The sequence below is a fragment of the Amycolatopsis sp. M39 genome (assembly GCF_001651785.1).
Taxonomy (GTDB): Bacteria; Actinomycetota; Actinomycetes; order Mycobacteriales; family Pseudonocardiaceae; genus Amycolatopsis; species Amycolatopsis rubida.
This window is the reverse complement of sequence record NZ_LWSF01000004.1, coordinates 280901-297329: the sequence shown is the minus strand read 5'-3', so window position 1 is coordinate 297329 and position 16429 is coordinate 280901. Positions and strand designations below refer to the sequence as shown.

Sequence of the window (16429 nt, the reverse complement as noted above, 5' to 3'; positions counted from 1 at the left end):
GTTGGACCCCGTGCGGGGCAGGCGCGGTGGTAGACGTCGACGCCATCGAAGCCGCGATCGCGGACATCGCCGCCGGGCGCGCGGTGGTCGTCGTCGACGACGAGGACCGCGAGAACGAGGGCGACCTCATCTTCGCCGCCGAGAAGGCGACGCCGGAGCTGCTCGCCTTCATGGTGCGCTACACCTCGGGCTACATCTGCGTGCCGTTGACCGAGTCCGAGGCGGACCGGCTGGACCTGCCGCCGATGTTCCACACGAACCAGGACGCCCGCGGCACCGCCTACAGCGTGACCGTGGACGCGGCCGAGGGCATCAGCACCGGCATCTCGGCGGTGGACCGGGCGCACACCATCCGGCTGCTGGCCGACCCCGCAGCCACCGCGAAGGACTTCCGCCGCCCCGGGCACGTGGTGCCGTTGCGCGCCAAGGAGGGCGGCGTGCTGCGCCGTCCCGGCCACACCGAGGCGGCGATCGACCTGGCCCGGCTGGCCGGGCTGCACCCGGCGGGCGTGCTCTGCGAGATCGTGTCGCAGAAGGACGAGGGCGACATGGCCCGCCGCGACGAGCTGGAAGTGTTCGCCGCCGACCACGACCTCAAGATGATCTCCATCGCGGATCTGATCGCTTACCGGCGGCGCACCGAGAAGCAGGTGGAGCGGGTCGCCGAGGCGCGGATCCCGCTGTCCGCGGGCGAGTTCCGCGCGGTCGGGTACGACAGTCTGCTCGACGGGATCGAGCACGTCGCCTTCGTGTACGGCGAGGTCGGCGACGGCGAGGACATCCTGGTCCGGGTGCACTCCGAATGCCTCACCGGCGACGTTTTCGGCTCGCTGCGCTGCGATTGCGGCCCGCAGCTGGACGCCGCGCTGCAGAAGGTGGCCGACGAGGGCCGCGGGGTCGTGCTGTACATCCGCGGGCACGAGGGCCGCGGCATCGGCCTGCTGCACAAGCTGCAGGCCTACCAGCTGCAGGACGCGGGCGCGGACACCGTCGACGCGAACCTGGCGCTGGGCGTCCCGGCGGACGCGCGCGACTACGGCACCGGCGCGCAGATCCTCTGCGACCTGGGCGTCCGGTCGATGCGGCTGCTCACGAACAACCCGGCGAAGCGGGTCGGTCTTGAGGGCTACGGCCTGCGCGTCACCGGCCGGGTCGCGCTGCCGATCTCGCCGAACCCGGAAAACCTGCGGTACCTGCGCACCAAGCGCGACCGGATGGGGCACGACCTCAGCCAGCTGGAGCATTACGACCAGGTCGGCGCGACCGATCAGGGCACCGAGGAGGACACCACGCGATGAGCGGCGAGGGGCGGCCGGAAGCCGCGCTCGACCTGCGCGACTGCAAGTCCCTGCGGCTGGCGGTCGTCGCGACGCGGTGGAACGCGAAGATCACCGACGTGCTGCTGGAGCGCGCGCTCGCCGCGGCGAAGGACGCTGAGCTGGAGGAAGAGCCCACGGTCGTCCGCGTCGCGGGCGCGGTGGAGCTTCCGGTCGCGGCGCAGGCGCTCGCGCGCAACCACGACGCGGTCGTCGCGCTGGGCGTCGTGATCCGCGGCGGCACCCCGCACTTCGAGTACGTGTGCGACGCGGTCACCGCCGGCCTCACCCGGGTCGCGCTCGACGAGAGCACCCCGGTCGGCAACGGCGTTTTGACCTGCGACACCGAACAGCAGGCGCTGGACCGCTCCGGCATGCCCGGCTCCGTGGAGGACAAGGGCTACGAGGCGGCTGTGGCGGCGCTCGACACCGCGCACGTGCTGCGCGGCCTTGGCAAGCCGTGGACCGAGCGGGGATTCGTGTGAGCGTGATGACCGAGCAGCAGACCACCCTCGTGATCCGGCCGCGCCGGGCGCTGGTCATGTGCAGCGTGCTGGCGGTGGCGCTGCTCGCGGCGTTCGTCGTGGTGGCGGTCCTGCTGCGCAGCTCGCACACCGGCGTCGTGTTCGAGGCGTCGGACCAGATCGCGATGATCGGCATCGGCGTCGCGCTGTCGGCGGGCACGATGCTGTTCGGCAACGCCCGCGTCCGCGCGGACGCCACCGGCATCGAGGTCCGCAACGTGCTGGCGCGGCGGGTGTTCACCTGGGATCAGGTGCTGTCGATCAGCTTCCCGGACGGTGCCTCGTGGGCGCGGCTGGAACTGCCGGACGACGAGTACTTCTCGGTGATGGCGGTGCAGGCGGTGGACCGCGAACGCGCGGTGACCGCGGTGCGCGCGCTGCGGAAGCTGCACCGGGCCGCCACCGGAGCGTGAAGTTCTTGCCAGCTCGCTGGTGACGGCCGCGACACGCGCCGAAATGCGGTGCCGCTTCGCTGGTGCGCCATGACGCGCATTTACGAGCAGATCGGCGGCGAGGACGGTCTCGTCAGTGGACGACTTCTCCCCTCGCGGGCCCGGACCTCGCGCCGTTCTTCCTCGGCACGAGCCTGCCGCGGCTCAAGGGCAGGTGGAGTTCTTCGCCGCCGCGCTCGGCGGCCCGCACGAGCACCGCGGTTGCACGATGAAAGAGGTCCATCGCGGCCGCGGCATCGAGCGGCGGCACTTCGACCTGGTCGCGAAATACCTGATCGAAGCGCTGCTCGCGGCGGGCGTGCCGCAGCCCGCCGTGGACGCGATCGTCGGCGCGGTCGCTCCGCTGGCCGACGATGTCGTCGCGCCCGCGTGACCCGCGCTCAGCGCTCCAGATCCACCACGATCGGCGCGTGGTCCGAGGGACCCTTGCCCTTGCGGGCATTGCGGTCCACATAGGAATCCGTGACCGCCTTGGCGAACGCGTCGTTCGCGTACACCAGGTCGATCCGCATTCCCCTGTTGTTGGGGAAGTTTCCGCCGCGGTAGTCCCAGTAGGTGAACGGGTGCTCGTACTTCAGCGGGCGGGGGAAGACGTCCGAAAGCCCCTCGTCGCGCAGTTTCTTCAGCGCGGCCCGTTCCGGTTCGGTGACGTGCGTGGAATCGGCGAACACCGAGATGTCCCAGACGTCTTCGTCGGCGGGCGCCACGTTGAAATCGCCGAGCACCGCGAACGGCCGGTCCCGCGCCAGCTCCTCGGCGACCAGGACGCGCAGCTTCTCCAGCCACGTCAGTTTGTAGGCGTAGTGCGGGTTTTCCGGCTCGCGCCCGTTCGGCACGTACACCGACCAGATCCGGATCCCGCCGCACGTCGCGCCGATCGCACGGGCTTCGGCCCGCCCGTCGAAGCCGGGCTCGCCGGGCAGGCCGCGCACCACGTCGTCCAGTCCGATTTTCGAAAGGATCGCGACCCCGTTCCACCGGCCGAGCCCGTAGGCCGCGATCTCGTACCCGCGCGCGGCGATCTCCTCGGCGGGGAAGGCTTCGGTGGTGTTCTTGAGTTCCTGCAGGCACAGCACGTCCGGCGCGGTGCTGTCGAGCCAGTCGAGCACGCGGGGCAGGCGGGGAACGATCGAGTTGACGTTCCAGGTGGCGACGCGGACAGACATGGCGGGTGCGCTCCCTGAGCGGTCGGCGGGCGGGCCAAACCACGGTACGGCAGCGCGGTTCCGCGGCGGTCCGGGCGGGTCCGCGAACGACCCGCCCGGACCGGGAACGTCACACGCCCGCGGTGCTCCGGATCCACGAGCGGCTCGAAGCGACGCTCGCGTAGTTGTTGGTGCCGCGGGTGTTCGAACCGCTCTGGTTCTGCACCGTCGACGCGACGCCGACCTGCGCGCCGCCGGACAGTTCCGGTCCGCCGGAGTCGCCCTTCCACGCTGAGCCGTCGATGCCGACGCTCTGGATCGCGCGGCCGCCGTAGGCATCCGTCGACCGGCCGGTCACCTTGACGTTCGCCACCTTCAGCGCCGACGCGGGCGGTCCGCTCGGCGTGGTGCGGCCCCAGCCGTAGAGCTGGTTGGTGCTGCCGTTGGACGGGTCGGAGCTGCCGAGCGAGATCGGGCCCGCCGACGTGGACTGCGCGAGGTGCAGCAGCGCGATGTCGCCGTTGGGGGACTGCTCTTCGCGGTCGACGGCGATCTTGGTGCCGCCGTAGAGGGTGTTCGTGCCGACTCGGACGAACATGCCGGAGCTGTCCTGGTCGAGGCAGTGCACCGCGGTCATCACCCAGTCCGGGGCGATGACCGTGCCGGAGCAGTTGAAGCCCTGGAAGTCACGGCCGGGCGTGTTGACGTAGACCTGCGCGCCCCAGCTGACCGACGGCGCGGTGCTGCCGCCGATGATGCTCGGTTCGGCCGCGGCGGCGGCGCTGGGAACGGCGAACGAGAGCGCCGCGGCAGCGGTGAGGGCTGCGGCGGCGAAACGGGTACGCATGGCGGGTTTCCTTCGGGGAGGGGATCTCGGGAAAACCGAACGTAATCGCGCACTCACCGGCCAGGAACCGACGAACGTCGGAAACGTCCTGAACATTCGGATCGGCGGCAGGCGGCTCTGCCCAGGGGTCTCACCGAAACTGTCGGGCCCTCGCCATACAGTGGGGCACGTGGCTGATCCGACCACCTACCGACCTCAGCCGGGGAGCATCCCGGACTCGCCTGGCGTGTACAAGTTCCGCGACGACGCCAAGCGGGTCATCTACGTCGGCAAAGCGAAGAGCCTGCGCAGCAGGCTGAACTCGTACTTCGCCGACCTGTCCGGCCTTCATCCGCGCACGCGGCAGATGGTCACCACCGCGGCGAGCGTCGAATGGACCGTCGTCGGGACCGAGGTCGAGGCGCTCCAGCTGGAGTACAACTGGATCAAGGAATTCGACCCGCGGTTCAACGTCCGCTACCGGGACGACAAGAGCTATCCGGTCCTCGCGGTCACGATGAACGAGGAGTACCCCCGGCTGCACGTCTACCGCGGCGCGCGCAAGAAGGGCGTCCGCTACTTCGGGCCGTACGCGCACGCGTGGGCGATCCGCGAGACGCTCGATCTTCTCCTGCGCGTTTTCCCCGCTCGCACCTGTTCCGCCGGAGTCTTCCGCAGGCACGGGCAGATCGGGCGGCCGTGCCTGCTCGGCTACATCGACAAGTGCTCGGCTCCGTGCGTCGGCCGGGTGTCGGCGGACGAGCACCGGGCGATCGTCGAGGACTTCTGCGACTTCCTCGCCGGCCGCACGGACGCGATGATGAAGCGGCTCGAACGCGAGATGGCCGCCGCTTCCGAGGAGCTGGAGTTCGAGCGAGCCGCACGGCTGCGGGACGATCTGGGCGCGTTGCGACGTGCGATGGAGAAGCAAGCCGTGGTCTTCGGCGACGGCACGGACGCCGATCTCGTCGCCTTCGCGCACGACGAACTGGAGGCCGCCGTCCAGGTGTTCCACGTGCGCGGCGGGCGCGTGCGCGGGCAGCGCGGCTGGGTGATCGACAAGGCCGAGGAAATGGACGTCCCGGCGCTGGTCGACCACTTCCTCACCCAGTTCTACGGCGAGGAATCCGACCGCGTGGGCCGCGACGACGTCGAGGCCGGTCCGGTCGTCCCGCGCGAGGTGCTGGTGCCGGAGCTGCCCGCCGACGCCGACGCGGTCGCCGAGTGGCTGTCCGGCCTGCGCGGGTCGCGGGTGCGGCTGCGGGTGGCGCAGCGCGGCGACAAGAAGGCGCTCGCGGAAACGGTGGAGCGCAACGCCAAGGAAGCGTTCACCCAGCACAAACTGCGCCGCGCGGGCGATCTCACCGCGCGGTCGGCGGCGCTGCAGGAGCTTCAGGACTACCTCGCGCTCGACAGCGCGCCGCTGCGCATCGAATGCATCGACATCAGCCACATCCAGGGCAGCGACGTCGTGGCGTCGCTGGTGGTGTTCGAGGACGGGCTGCCGCGCAAGTCCGAGTACCGCAAGTTCGCGCTGCGGGAGGCGGCGACCGAGGGCGACGTCGCGTCCATCGCCGAGGTCGTGCGGCGGCGATTCCACCGCTATCTCAAGGAAACGGCCGAAAACGCGGCTGAGACAACGGAAACCGCTGACGAGACCGTCGAGGAAGCAGGGGAGGAGGCAGTCCGGCCGGTGCGCGCCGGGATCGACCCGGAGACCGGCCGCCCGCGCAAGTTCGCGTACCCGCCGAACCTGCTGGTCGTCGACGGCGCGGGCCCGCAGGCCACCGCGGCCGCGGACGTGCTCGCCGAACTGGGCATCACCGACATCGCCGTCGTCGGGCTCGCGAAGCGGCTCGAAGAGGTGTGGCTGCCGGCGGAACCGGACCCGATGATCCTCCCGCGCACGTCCGACGCGCTGTATCTGCTGCAGCGGCTGCGCGACGAGGCGCACCGGTTCGCCATTCGCTACCACCGCGAAAAGCGCGCCAAGCGCATGCAGACGTCCGAATTGGACAGTGTGCCCGGACTCGGGCAGGCTCGGCGCACCGCGCTGATCAAGCACTTCGGCTCGGTGAAGAAGCTCAAACAGGCCCGGGTCGAGGAAATCGAAGCGGTGCCCGGTTTCGGCAGGCGCACTGCCGAGGCCGTGGTGGCGGCGCTGGCCGGGGAGACCGGCGCCGCGCCGCAGGCAGTGCCGGGAGGGGACCAGGGGTCGTGATCGGGAAGGAAGCGCAGACGTGAGTGCGGAAGAGGAAAAACGGGGCAGCGGGATGGAGGTCGCGGTCGTGTCCGGCCTGTCCGGCGCGGGCCGCTCCACGGCGGCCAAATGCCTGGAGGACCTCGGCTGGTTCGTGGTCGACAACCTGCCGCCGGAGCTGATCGCCACCATGGTCGAGCTCGGCGCGCAGGCGCGGGGGGCGATCACGAAGGTGGCGGTGGTGATGGACGTGCGCTCCCGCGCGTTCACCGACGACCTGGCCTCGGTCATCAAGGACCTGGACGCGCGCGGGTACAAGCCGCGCGTGCTGTTCCTGGAGGCTACCGACGCGGTGCTGGTGCGCCGCTTCGAATCGGTCCGCCGCGGCCACCCGATGCAGGGCGACGGCAGGCTCGCCGACGGCATCACCGCCGAGCGCAAGCTGCTTTCGCCGCTGCGCGAGGAGGCCGACCTGGTGCTCGACACGTCCGCGCTGTCGGTGCACGACCTGCGCGCGAAGATCGAGGACGCGTTCGGTTCCGAGGCCAGCACGCAGACCCGTGTCACCGTGCTGTCCTTCGGCTACAAGTACGGTTTGCCGATGGACGCCGACCTGGTGATGGACGTGCGGTTCCTGCCGAACCCGTTCTGGATCCCGGAGCTGCGCGAGCACACCGGCCTCGACGGCGAGGTGCGCAATTACGTGCTGTCGCAGGAAGGCGCCGAGGAATTCCTCGACCGCTACCACCAGCTGCTGCGGCTCATCGGCGCGGGCTACAAGCGCGAGGGCAAGCGGTACCTGACGCTCGCGGTCGGCTGCACCGGCGGCAAGCACCGCAGCGTCGCGATCTCCGAGGAACTCGCCCAGCGACTGTCCAATGAGGACGGCATGGCAGTAAAGGTGGTGCACCGGGATCTTGGCCGGGAGTGACGTGCGCGCGGTGGCGCTGGGCGGAGGACACGGGCTTCATGCGACGCTGACCGCGCTCCGGCGGATCACCCGCGCCGTCACGGCGGTGGTGACGGTGGCCGACGACGGCGGGTCGTCCGGCAGGCTGCGCCGCGAATTGGGGCTGCTGCCGCCGGGCGACCTGCGCCAGGCCTTCGCCGCCTTCGCCGCCGAGGACGGCGGGCGGCTGTGGGCGGAGGTGTTCCAGCACCGTTTCGGCGGCGACGGCGCGCTCGCCGGGCACGCGGTCGGCAACCTGCTGCTCGCCGGGCTGTTCGAGGTGCTCGGCGACCCGGTGGCCGCGCTCGACGAGGCGAGCGGGCTGATGGGCATCTCCGGCCGGGTGCTGCCGATGTCGCCGGAGCCGCTGGAGATCGAGGGCGAGGTCAGCGGCCTGGACAGCGAGGACCCGGACGCGATCCGGCGCATCCGCGGCCAGGTCGCGGTCGCCAGCACGCCCGGCCAGGTGCACCGCATCACGCTGCACCCGGCCGGACGCCAGGAACGCCCGCCGCGCGGCTGCGCGGAGGCGATCGAGGCGGTGCTGGAGGCGGACGTCGTGTTCCTCGGCCCCGGCTCGTGGTTCACCAGCGTGCTGCCGCACGTGCTGGTCCCGGATCTGCACGACGCGCTCGTGCGCACGACGGCGACGAAGGTCGTCGTGCTGAATCTTGTCCCCCAACCGGGGGAAACCGGCGGATTCTCCCCGGAGCGGCATCTGGACGTACTCTTCGAGCACGCGCCCGCGCTGCGGGTCGACGCCGTCGTCGCGGACCGTGATTCCGTCCCTGACCCGGCAAGCCTGCGCCGCGCGGCCGAACGCCTCGGAGCCAGGGCCTGCCTGGGGGCGGTGGCCGACCCGGTCGTGGCGGGACGGCATGATCCTGGTGCGCTCGCCCAGTGCATGCGAGAGGCACTCGGCCTCGGCGGGGAGCACTGTGGGTGACGGCGGGCGCGCAGCGAAAGGCAGGAGGGGCAGTACATGGCGATGACCGCCGCGGTGAAAGACGAACTGAGCCGGCTCGAGATCACGAAGATCGGGCCGCGCCGGGCGGAGGTCGCGTCGCTGCTTCGCTTCGCGGGCGGGCTGCACATCGTGGCCGGCCGGGTGGTGGTCGAAGCGGAGCTGGACACGGGATCGGTNGGGATCGGTCGCGCGGCGGCTGCGCAAGGAGATCCACGAGCTGTACGGACATCATTCGGACGTGCACGTGATCACCGCGAGCGGCGGCCTGCGCAAGGGGACGCGGTACGTCGTGCGCGTGGTGAAGGACGGCGAAGGCCTGGCGCGCCAGACTGGCTTGATCGACCAGCGCGGCCGCCCCGTGCGAGGCCTGCCCGCCGCCGTGGTGTCCGGCGGAGTGGCCGACGCCGAAGCAGCCTGGCGCGGCGCCTTCCTGGCCCACGGCTCGCTGACCGAACCGGGCCGCTCGTCCTCCCTGGAAGTGACCTGCCCCGGTCCGGAAGCGGCCTTGGCCCTGGTCGGCGCGGCCCGGCGGATGGGCATCCAGGCGAAGTCCCGGGAGGTACGGGGCGCGGACCGGGTCGTAGTCCGAGACGGTGACGCCATCGGTGCCCTGCTGACCCGTCTGGGCGCGCACACGAGCGTGCTGCAGTGGGAAGAACGCCGGATGCGCCGCGAAGTGCGGGCGACCGCCAACCGCCTCGCCAACTTCGACGACGCGAACCTGCGCCGCTCGGCCCGCGCCGCCGTCGCCGCCGCCGCCCGGGTGGAACGCGCCTTGGAGATCCTGGGCGACACCGCCCCGGACCACCTGCTCGCCGCCGGCCGCCTGCGCCTGTCGAACCGCCAGGCGTCGCTTGAGGAACTGGGCCAGCTGTCCGACCCGCAGATGACGAAAGACGCAGTGGCCGGGCGGATCCGGCGTTTGCTCGCGATGGCGGACAAGCGGGCGAAGGAGCTGAGCATCCCGGACACCGAATCGGCGGTCACCCCGGAAATGCTGGAAGAAGAAGCCTGACGCGGCTGTCGGCGGGGTTCTGGCCAGGGTATTGCTGAGCCCCGCCGCGGTGATGTGCGGGAGAGGCGGCCGGCCTGTCCCGGTCTGCGGCGTCCTCAGCGGGCAGCCCGCTTCGCCCGGTCGCGGCGACCTGCGCGGGAAGGGCGGCTTGCGCGGGAAGGGGCGGCTTGCGTGGGAAGGGCGGCCTGCGCGGGGAAGGGGCGGCCTGCCTCATGCCTTCGCGGTGGATTGCCAGTCGGCCGCTGGGCCAGCAGCGGTCTCGCAGGGGCATGGCCGAGCGGCGGCGGGAGTCTAGTGAGTGTTCGTGCCGGTTCTAACCGGTATGCACACTCACGACGATTCAGGTTGCCCGGCGGAGCGCTGCAGCTCAGCGGCCCGCCGGGACCAGCTGCGGCGGCTGAGCGGGAGAAGCGCCCGCCGAGACGCCAACTGCGAGGCTGGGCGAGGAGTCGCGTTCAGCGAGCGGTGGCGGGAGTCTCACGAGGGTGCGCCTGCCGAAGAACCCCGTCGCACTGGCCAAGCCCTGTGCCATCCCTTGCTCCGCGAACGTTCCGCTGCGTCTTCCGCAGCACCCACCGCCCCGCACTGCGTTTTCCGCGCTGCGCTGTGTCCGCACCCCGCCAACCGACCCGCTCCCGGCTCCGGGCCTCGCCGTCAAAGACTTCGTCCACAGTGGACAAATCACCCCCGCCACACCGCCGCGTTCGCTACCGTAGGGGGCATGATCGATCTGCCGCTCTCCGCACTTGAACTCGCGCTGGTCGAGGCCGGGCAGTCGGCCACCGCGGCGCTCGAACCGCTCTCCGCGGTCGCGCGCAGGGTCGACGAACTCGGCTACCGCAGGCTCTGGTTTGCCGAGCATCACGGTTCCCCGGCCATCGCCAGTGCCTCCCCGCAGGTGCTCGCGGCGCACGCGGGCGCGGTGACGTCCCGGATCCGGGTCGGGTCCGGCGGGGTTCTCGCGCCGAATCACGCGCCGTTCGCGTTGGCTGAGCAGTTCGGCACCTTGTCCGCGCTCAACGGCGGCCGGGTCGATCTCGGCGTGGGCCGCGGGCCTGGCGCGCTCGATCCGGACATCATCCGGGCGTTGCGCCGCGGAGCCGAGCCGGCCCAGGAAGCCGACTATCACGCGGACGTCGACGAGCTTCTGAAGTATCTCGGCAGTGACAAGGTGCTCCCGGGCGGAGTGACCGTGCCGGAGCCGTGGCTGCTCAGTTCCAGCCCGGCGGGCGCGGAGGTGGCGGCCGAGCGCGGGTTGCCGATCGCGTTCGCGCATCACATCCGCCCGGATAACACCGCGCCCTCGCTGGAGCGTTACCGGGAGAAGTTCCAGCCGTCGAAGTGGCGTTCCACGCCGTACGTGCTGTTGTGCGTCGAGACGATCTGCGCGGACACCGAGGCTGAGGCCGAGTATCTCTCCGGCCCGATGAACGTCCTCAAATCCCACCTGCTCACCGGCGGCGGGGGAGACCAGCCGATGCTCACGCCGGAAGAGGCAGCCGGGTACGAGTTCGCGCCGGAGATGGCACCGCAGCTCGAACACTTCCGCGCGGCGCAGGCATACGGGGAGCGGGAGCAGGTCCAAGCGCGGCTCGCGGAGTTGGCGAAGCAAACCGGCGCGGACGAAATCATGATCACGGTCCCCGTCTTCGACGCGAAGGCGCGCATCCGCTGCTACGAACTGGTGAAAGAATAAGGTGCGGCAGGGGTGACCGGCGCCGCTCCGAGTCGGGCACCCCCTTCCGGCAGCCTCCATCGCATGACACCCCATGTGGCCCTTGCTCCGATCGCCGGTATGACGAGCTGGTGAGCCTCGCCCGTGCGCCCTCCGCCCGGTCGGGTCGTGCTGCTCGCCAAGCTCGACCGCGACTGGCCCGCAGACATGGAACCGCCCTGCCTCGCGCCCGAGGGAGGTGGACGCGTGGCAGGGCGGAATCCCGTTCTGACTAGTCGTCCGAGAGTTCTTCCCGGCCGTGCTCGGTGAGGACGTAGACGCACCGCGCCCGAGTCGGATCCGATTCGGGCCACTCTTGTGCGATCCAGCCCCGTTGCTTCATCGTTTGCAGCAGCGGGAGTATGTGCGCGTTGCTCAGGCCAGTATCGCGCCGGAGGTCCGTAGCGGAGAAGCGGGCGTCGGTGCCGCCGATGAGGAACACCGTCGCCAGCCTGTCCATCTCACGAGCTGTCCGCATGGCCTGAGGCTACTCCGGCTCGTCGTCTCCCGGCGGCGGGTCGGGAAGCCACTTGAACTGAGTCGACCGGTAGCTGCCGCCGGGGTGTGTCGGTCCGGTCGGCTGGCGCGGCGGACGGCTTGCTGGCGAGCCGTAGACCAGGTTTCCTGCCCGACCGGAGGCCATGCAGCTGCGTGCCTCGCGATGTTCGCGACGATTCGGCACGTCTACTGCTTCCGCTTCGGGTTGGGAGGGTCGGGTTGGACTGCCCGGGGTTGCGGGCTGCGGTTATTTTCCGTGGGCGAAGTCGTTCGGTTGTCCTTCCCCGATACTTGGCTGGTTGGGCTTTTGCCCGCGGTGTTACGGGGCTGGTCTTTCGCCATCTGGCTGTCCTCATTCCGTCGTGGAAAACGTGGGCAGCCCGATAGCCCGGCCGTCGGGCGAAGTGCGACGGCCGGGCGGCATCGGGTCGGGGTTATTTGCGGGATCGGGGAGTCAGCGGGGGTGAGATCTCGATGGCGTTCTGTCCGCCGTGCGGCCGGATTTTCACCTTGCTCGCGGGCGATCTGGGTGAGTGAAGTGCCTGCCCGCCACGCGGCGAGCATGTCGGCGTTGCGCTTGCCGGTGTCAGCGTCGTCCACCCGTGCCGGTCTCTTCCTGGACGGGCGGCGGCCTCCGGAGGATGGGGGAAGGCCGCCGCCGCGCGCTCCCGCCTGTCGGGGCGCACCCGGTGCCGTGTCGTCGTCGGGGGAACGTCGCGGCGTCTGGGCTATGTGCCGCAGGACTAGAAGGACTCGCCGCATTCGCGGCACCGGTGATCTTCCGGTGCGGCTGGTGCCCGGCGGGGTTTGCAGACGAGCCGTATCCGGATCGGTCGGCGGGGCGGGACGGGCGAAGCCCGGTTCCCGGCGTGGCCAGTCGGCGAACAGGTACAGGGGGTTGACCTCGTTCTCGTCGTCGGCGTAATAGCGACGCCGGTAGACGTGGCTCTGGCCGTGAGGAGTGGCCGCGGTCACCGCGCGTCCAGCCCGGTGCAGCCGGGGCACCAGTCGGCATCGGCGAACCCGGTCAGGTCGATCTCGCCGCGCTCGTGCCGCTCCGGATACGGGGCGTCGGCCGAGCACCACGGAATCAGCCACCGCACCGACGGGTCGGCCAGCTCCCGCTTCCAATAACGGTGCGCCGTCTGGCCGTTCGCCGCGATCGGGTCGGAGTGGACCCGCAACGTGAGTTCCGTCGTGTGCGGCCCGTGGCGTCGCTGCACCGTCCACGCTTCCACTGCCTGTCACCTTCTCCCCAGATCAGCTCGGCGTGTTGCCCCCGTTCTCAGGTAGCCTCGGCGTTACGGGCTGTGATGTGAACGGGTCAGCCGTTTGCAAGAGTTTGCAAGCTGCGGAGATCGGCATGAGCGAACTGGGCGAGCGCCTGCGTTCGGCGCGCACGGCAGCGGGTCTCAGCCTGTCGGCGATGGCCTCGAAGACCCACTACAGCAAGCCGTACCTCTCCCAGCTCGAAGGCGGGACGCGCACGGTCAAGCCCGAGCACGTCATCGCCTATTCCCGCGCGCTCAACGTCGCGGTCGAGTCGCTGTACGGGGCTCCTCAGGACCCGCTCCGCGTCGCTCACGAGTGGCTGGTGGCGGACACGCCTGCCGCGCTTCACCAGAAGGCGGGGCGGCGTGTCGGGGAGAGCCTGGTCGGGGAGCTGGAGCGTCGGGTGATCGAACTCCGTTACCTCGACGACACGGTAGGCGGCGGGGACCTCATCCCCGTGGTGCGCCGGGAGCTGGCCGACACAGCAGAGGCGGTGAAGTGCGGCAGCTATGCCGATCCGGTCGGGCGACGCCTTCGAGTCGTCGTCGGCGAGCTGGCACAGCTAGCCGGGTGGGTTGCGAGCGACGCAGGCAACTACCTGGAAGCCCAGCGGATCTAGCTCGACGGGGTCTCCGCAGCGCACGACGCTGGAGATCGCGCGCTCGCCGGGCAGCTGCTGTCGACGCTGTCGTACCAGATGGCGAACGTGGGAAACCCGGCCGATGCGGCTCTCTTGGCGAAGAGCGCGGTGGCCGGTGCCCGCGGTGCCCCGCCGGTCGTTCGGGCGTTGCTGCTGGAGCGCGTGGCGTGGGCGAGTGCGAGATCGCGCGACCACGAGGCGGCTCAACGAGCGCTTGACGCGGTCGACGATGCGTTCGAGGAACGTTCACCGAACACCGAAGAACCGCACTGGGTCTACTGGATGTCCCGGGATGAGATCGACGTTATGGCAGGCCGCTGCCTCATCGAACTAGGCGACCCATCTAGTGCCGCGCCGCTGCTCGCTACCGCCATCGACGCTTACGACGCGGAGCACGCCCGCGAGGTAGCCCTCTACCGGACGTGGCTCGCCGAGTCGTACGTGCGGGCGGGCGAACTGGACGCTGCGCGCGGCGTCATAGAGAAGGCGCGGACAACGGTGTCCGACGTGAATTCGGCTCGACTCGTCCGGCGGGTGGAAGAGATCGAGCGCCTTGTCAGCTAGCCGGAGCCAGCTGACAAGGCGCTCGCGACCCCCAAAAATAAAGGGGGTGCCCGGGCAGGGGTGACCGGCGCCGCTCCGGTCACCCCCGCCGCGGCTTTATCCGGCGAGCGCCGCGCCGGGGAACTTGAGCTGCACCACCACGTTGTCGATGGTGTCCGGCGTGCCGCCGAGCTTGTCGTTGTTCGTCGAGGTCACCCAGAGGTGCCCGTCCGGCGTCTTGGTCACCGAGCGCAGCCGGCCCCAGCGGCCGGAGAACACCGCTGACACGGTGCCGATGCTGTCGCCCTTGATCTGCGTCGCGAACAGCTGCTTGCCGGTCACCGCCGCGACGTAGATCCAGTCGTTCACGATTTCGATGCCCGACGGCCCGGCCTGCGAGGTCGGCCACGTCTTCTTCGGCGCGATCGTCCCCTTGCAGTCGCCGATCGTGCCCTCGCAGGCCGACCAGCCGTAGTTGCCGCCCTTCTGGATCAGGTTCAGCTCGTCCTGGCTGCTTTCGCCGAACTCCGACGACCACAGCCGCCCGTGCGAATCCCAGGCGAGCCCCTGCGGGTTGCGGTGCCCGTAGCTCCAGACGTAGCGCGCGTTGCCGCCGGTGGCGTAGAACGGGTTGTCGCTCGGCGCGGAACCGTCCGGGTTGAGCCGCAGGATCTTGCCGTTGAGCGAGCTCTTGTTCTGCGCGTTGGCCTTGACCTTCGCGTCGCCGACGGTGGCGTACAGCTTCCCGTCCGGGCCGAACGCGATCCGGCCGCCGTTGTGGTACTGGTTCTTCGACATGCCGGTCAGCACCGGCGTGGTGGTCTTCGACAGCGTGGTGCCGTCGTAGGTGACCTTCACGATCCGGTTGTCGCTGGACGACGTGTGGTACAGGTACACCGCGTGGTCGGTGTTCCACCGCGGCGAAATCGCCAGCCCGAGCAGCCCGCCCTCGCCGTTCGTGGTGACTACGCCGGGGATCTTGCCGAGTGTTTTCTTCTTGCCGTCCGGGGTGATCTGCAGCAGTTCGAACCGGTCTCGCTCGGTTGCCAGGGCGTTGCCGTTCGGCAGGAATCCGACCGCCCAGCCGAGGTCGACCTTCGCGATGTCCTTGTCGTACGACGGGATTCCGCCGCCGGTACCGCTGTCGCTGGCGGTCTTCGCGGTGACCGAGTTGCTCGCCGCGGAGGCGTTTCCGTTGGGGTCACGCGCCTTCACGGTGAACGTGTAGGACGTGTTCGGCTTGAGGTCGGTGACTGTCGCCGAAGTCTGCGACGTGGTCGAGACGACGGTGCCGCCCTGGTACACGTCGTAGCCCGCGATCGAGCCGCTGTCGTCGGTGGAAGGCTTCCAGGACAGCGAAATACTGTCCGAGGTGCTGCCGGTCGCCTTGAGCGAACCGGGCACGCTCGGCGGGGTTTTGTCGTCGCTGGGCGGGGTCTTCACACCGACGACGTTGCTCGGCTGGGACGGGTTGCCCGCTGCGTCGTAGGCGATCACCGAGATGTCGTACGACGTGTTCGGCGTCAGCTGGTCGACGGTCGCCGAGGTGGTCTTGCCGTCCACGACCTTCAGCGTGTTGCCGCCTCGGTTGATCTCGTACCGCGTGACGCCGACGTTGTCCGTCGCCGCGTCCCAGCGGAAATCGGCCGCGGTGGGCCGGATGTTCGACGCCTGGAAGTTCTTCGGCGGCGTCGGCGGCTCGGTGTCGGACGGGGCGGAGAAGCTGTCGGTGAGCTTGTCGGTGTTGGGCCCGCCGTTCGCGGACGCCGACACGGTGCGCACGTGGTTGATGCCCGCGGTGAGCTGCACGGTCGCAGTGACGGTCTTCCACGTCGTCCAGGAACCGGTGCCAGGGAAGGAAACCGTGCCCTTGTCGCCGCCGTCGACCACGAGCTTCATCGGCCGGTCGTCGGCGGTTCCGTTGGCATAGCGGAAAGTCAGCGTGTGCGTGCCGGCCTGGGCCGCGTTGACCGAGTAGTCGGCGTAGCTGCCGACGAGGTTGCCGAAGTCCACGAATCCCTTGCCGGAGTAGCCGGAGTGGTTCGTGGCGATCTTGGCCGCCGACAGCGTCGCGTCCTCGGACTCGTAATCCCCGGTCGCCGCGGTCGCGGTCACGGGGGTCAGCAGTGCGCAGCCGAGCGCGGTGCCGGCGAACAGCGCGCTCAACGTCGAGCGTCGTGCCACGGGGGCCTCCTGCTTGAGGGGGATCGGGGCGGCGGCGGGAGGAACGTCTTCGTTAGGAAAGTTTCCTATTTATCGGGACAGATCACACACCCTCGGCAGGTGCGGTGTCAATAGTGCGATCGCGGCATTACGCTCCGCAGCCGCAGCCGCAGCCGCAGCCGCAGCCGCAGCCGCAGCCGCAGCC

Annotated in this window: 15 protein-coding genes and 1 pseudogene; 11 read left to right on the top strand and 5 right to left on the bottom strand. The window is 70.2% G+C overall.

What is annotated here, in order from left to right; all coding sequences use genetic code 11:
- Positions 1-26 precede the first annotated feature (26 nt).
- The 4 genes from A4R44_RS11950 to A4R44_RS11935 all read left to right on the top strand — a co-directional run bounded on the left by A4R44_RS11950 (position 27) and on the right by A4R44_RS11935 (position 2665).
- The gene (locus A4R44_RS11950) at positions 27-1298 is read left to right on the top strand and encodes a bifunctional 3,4-dihydroxy-2-butanone-4-phosphate synthase/GTP cyclohydrolase II (RefSeq protein WP_198545279.1); all 1272 of its coding nucleotides are present in this window, start codon (positions 27-29) and stop codon (positions 1296-1298) included.
- Positions 1295-1801: a 6,7-dimethyl-8-ribityllumazine synthase gene (ribH, locus tag A4R44_RS11945; protein ID WP_067579223.1), complete on the top strand. Its 507-nt coding sequence runs from the start codon at positions 1295-1297 to the stop codon at positions 1799-1801. The genes A4R44_RS11950 and ribH overlap by 4 nt, the downstream gene beginning before the upstream one ends.
- A 5-nt stretch (positions 1802-1806) precedes the next feature.
- Positions 1807-2253, top strand: coding sequence for a PH domain-containing protein (locus tag A4R44_RS11940; protein ID WP_067580137.1), 447 nt, complete (start codon positions 1807-1809; stop codon positions 2251-2253).
- A 115-nt stretch (positions 2254-2368) separates the two neighbouring features.
- Positions 2369-2665, top strand: a complete 297-nt coding sequence (locus A4R44_RS11935) for a group 1 truncated hemoglobin (RefSeq protein ID WP_232791578.1) — start codon at positions 2369-2371, stop codon at positions 2663-2665.
- 7 nt (positions 2666-2672) lie between these two features.
- On the opposite strand, the gene A4R44_RS11930 is transcribed toward A4R44_RS11935, so the two are convergent.
- On the bottom strand, positions 2673-3458 hold the full coding sequence (locus tag A4R44_RS11930; RefSeq protein WP_067579222.1) for an exodeoxyribonuclease III: 786 nt from the start codon (positions 3456-3458) through the stop codon (positions 2673-2675).
- A 109-nt stretch (positions 3459-3567) separates the two neighbouring features.
- A complete protein-coding gene (locus A4R44_RS11925; protein WP_067579220.1) occupies positions 3568-4284 on the bottom strand; it encodes a trypsin-like serine protease in 717 nt (238 codons plus the stop codon).
- Between the two features lie 169 nt (positions 4285-4453).
- On the opposite strand from A4R44_RS11925, the gene uvrC reads away from it, so the two are divergent.
- From uvrC to A4R44_RS11900, 5 genes and pseudogenes are all read left to right on the top strand, one after another.
- Positions 4454-6484, top strand: coding sequence for an excinuclease ABC subunit UvrC (gene uvrC / locus A4R44_RS11920; RefSeq protein WP_093574336.1), 2031 nt, complete (start codon positions 4454-4456; stop codon positions 6482-6484).
- A gap of 52 nt (positions 6485-6536) precedes the next feature.
- A complete protein-coding gene (gene rapZ, locus A4R44_RS11915; protein WP_020658140.1) occupies positions 6537-7394 on the top strand; it encodes an RNase adapter RapZ in 858 nt (285 codons plus the stop codon).
- A 1-nt stretch (position 7395) separates the two neighbouring features.
- Entirely contained in the window at positions 7396-8358 is a 963-nt protein-coding gene (gene yvcK / locus A4R44_RS11910; protein ID WP_067579216.1) for a uridine diphosphate-N-acetylglucosamine-binding protein YvcK, read from the top strand.
- 36 nt (positions 8359-8394) lie between these two features.
- A pseudogene (gene whiA / locus A4R44_RS11905) lies at positions 8395-9394 on the top strand (DNA-binding protein WhiA).
- A gap of 721 nt (positions 9395-10115) precedes the next feature.
- Positions 10116-11090 carry an LLM class flavin-dependent oxidoreductase gene (locus A4R44_RS11900; protein ID WP_067579215.1) on the top strand — a complete coding sequence of 325 codons (975 nt, stop codon included), beginning with the start codon at positions 10116-10118 and terminating at the stop codon, positions 11088-11090.
- A gap of 250 nt (positions 11091-11340) precedes the next feature.
- Here A4R44_RS11900 and A4R44_RS11895 read toward each other — a convergent pair whose 3' ends face one another.
- Positions 11341-11586 carry a helix-turn-helix transcriptional regulator gene (locus tag A4R44_RS11895; RefSeq protein WP_095213288.1) on the bottom strand — a complete coding sequence of 82 codons (246 nt, stop codon included), beginning with the start codon at positions 11584-11586 and terminating at the stop codon, positions 11341-11343.
- A gap of 991 nt (positions 11587-12577) precedes the next feature.
- Complete coding sequence (locus A4R44_RS11890) at positions 12578-12844, bottom strand: hypothetical protein (protein WP_067579211.1); 267 nt, start codon at positions 12842-12844, stop codon at positions 12578-12580.
- 125 nt (positions 12845-12969) lie between these two features.
- On the opposite strand from A4R44_RS11890, the gene A4R44_RS50220 reads away from it, so the two are divergent.
- Together A4R44_RS50220 and A4R44_RS50215 are read left to right on the top strand one after the other, a co-directional pair.
- A complete protein-coding gene (locus A4R44_RS50220; protein ID WP_232791577.1) occupies positions 12970-13497 on the top strand; it encodes a helix-turn-helix domain-containing protein in 528 nt (175 codons plus the stop codon).
- Positions 13498-13575: 78 nt separating this feature from the next.
- Positions 13576-14082, top strand: a complete 507-nt coding sequence (locus A4R44_RS50215) for a tol-pal system YbgF family protein (RefSeq protein ID WP_232791576.1) — start codon at positions 13576-13578, stop codon at positions 14080-14082.
- Positions 14083-14178: 96 nt separating this feature from the next.
- Here A4R44_RS50215 and A4R44_RS11880 read toward each other — a convergent pair whose 3' ends face one another.
- Positions 14179-16245 carry a PQQ-dependent sugar dehydrogenase gene (locus tag A4R44_RS11880; RefSeq protein WP_067579209.1) on the bottom strand — a complete coding sequence of 689 codons (2067 nt, stop codon included), beginning with the start codon at positions 16243-16245 and terminating at the stop codon, positions 14179-14181.
- Positions 16246-16429: the final 184 nt, after the last annotated feature.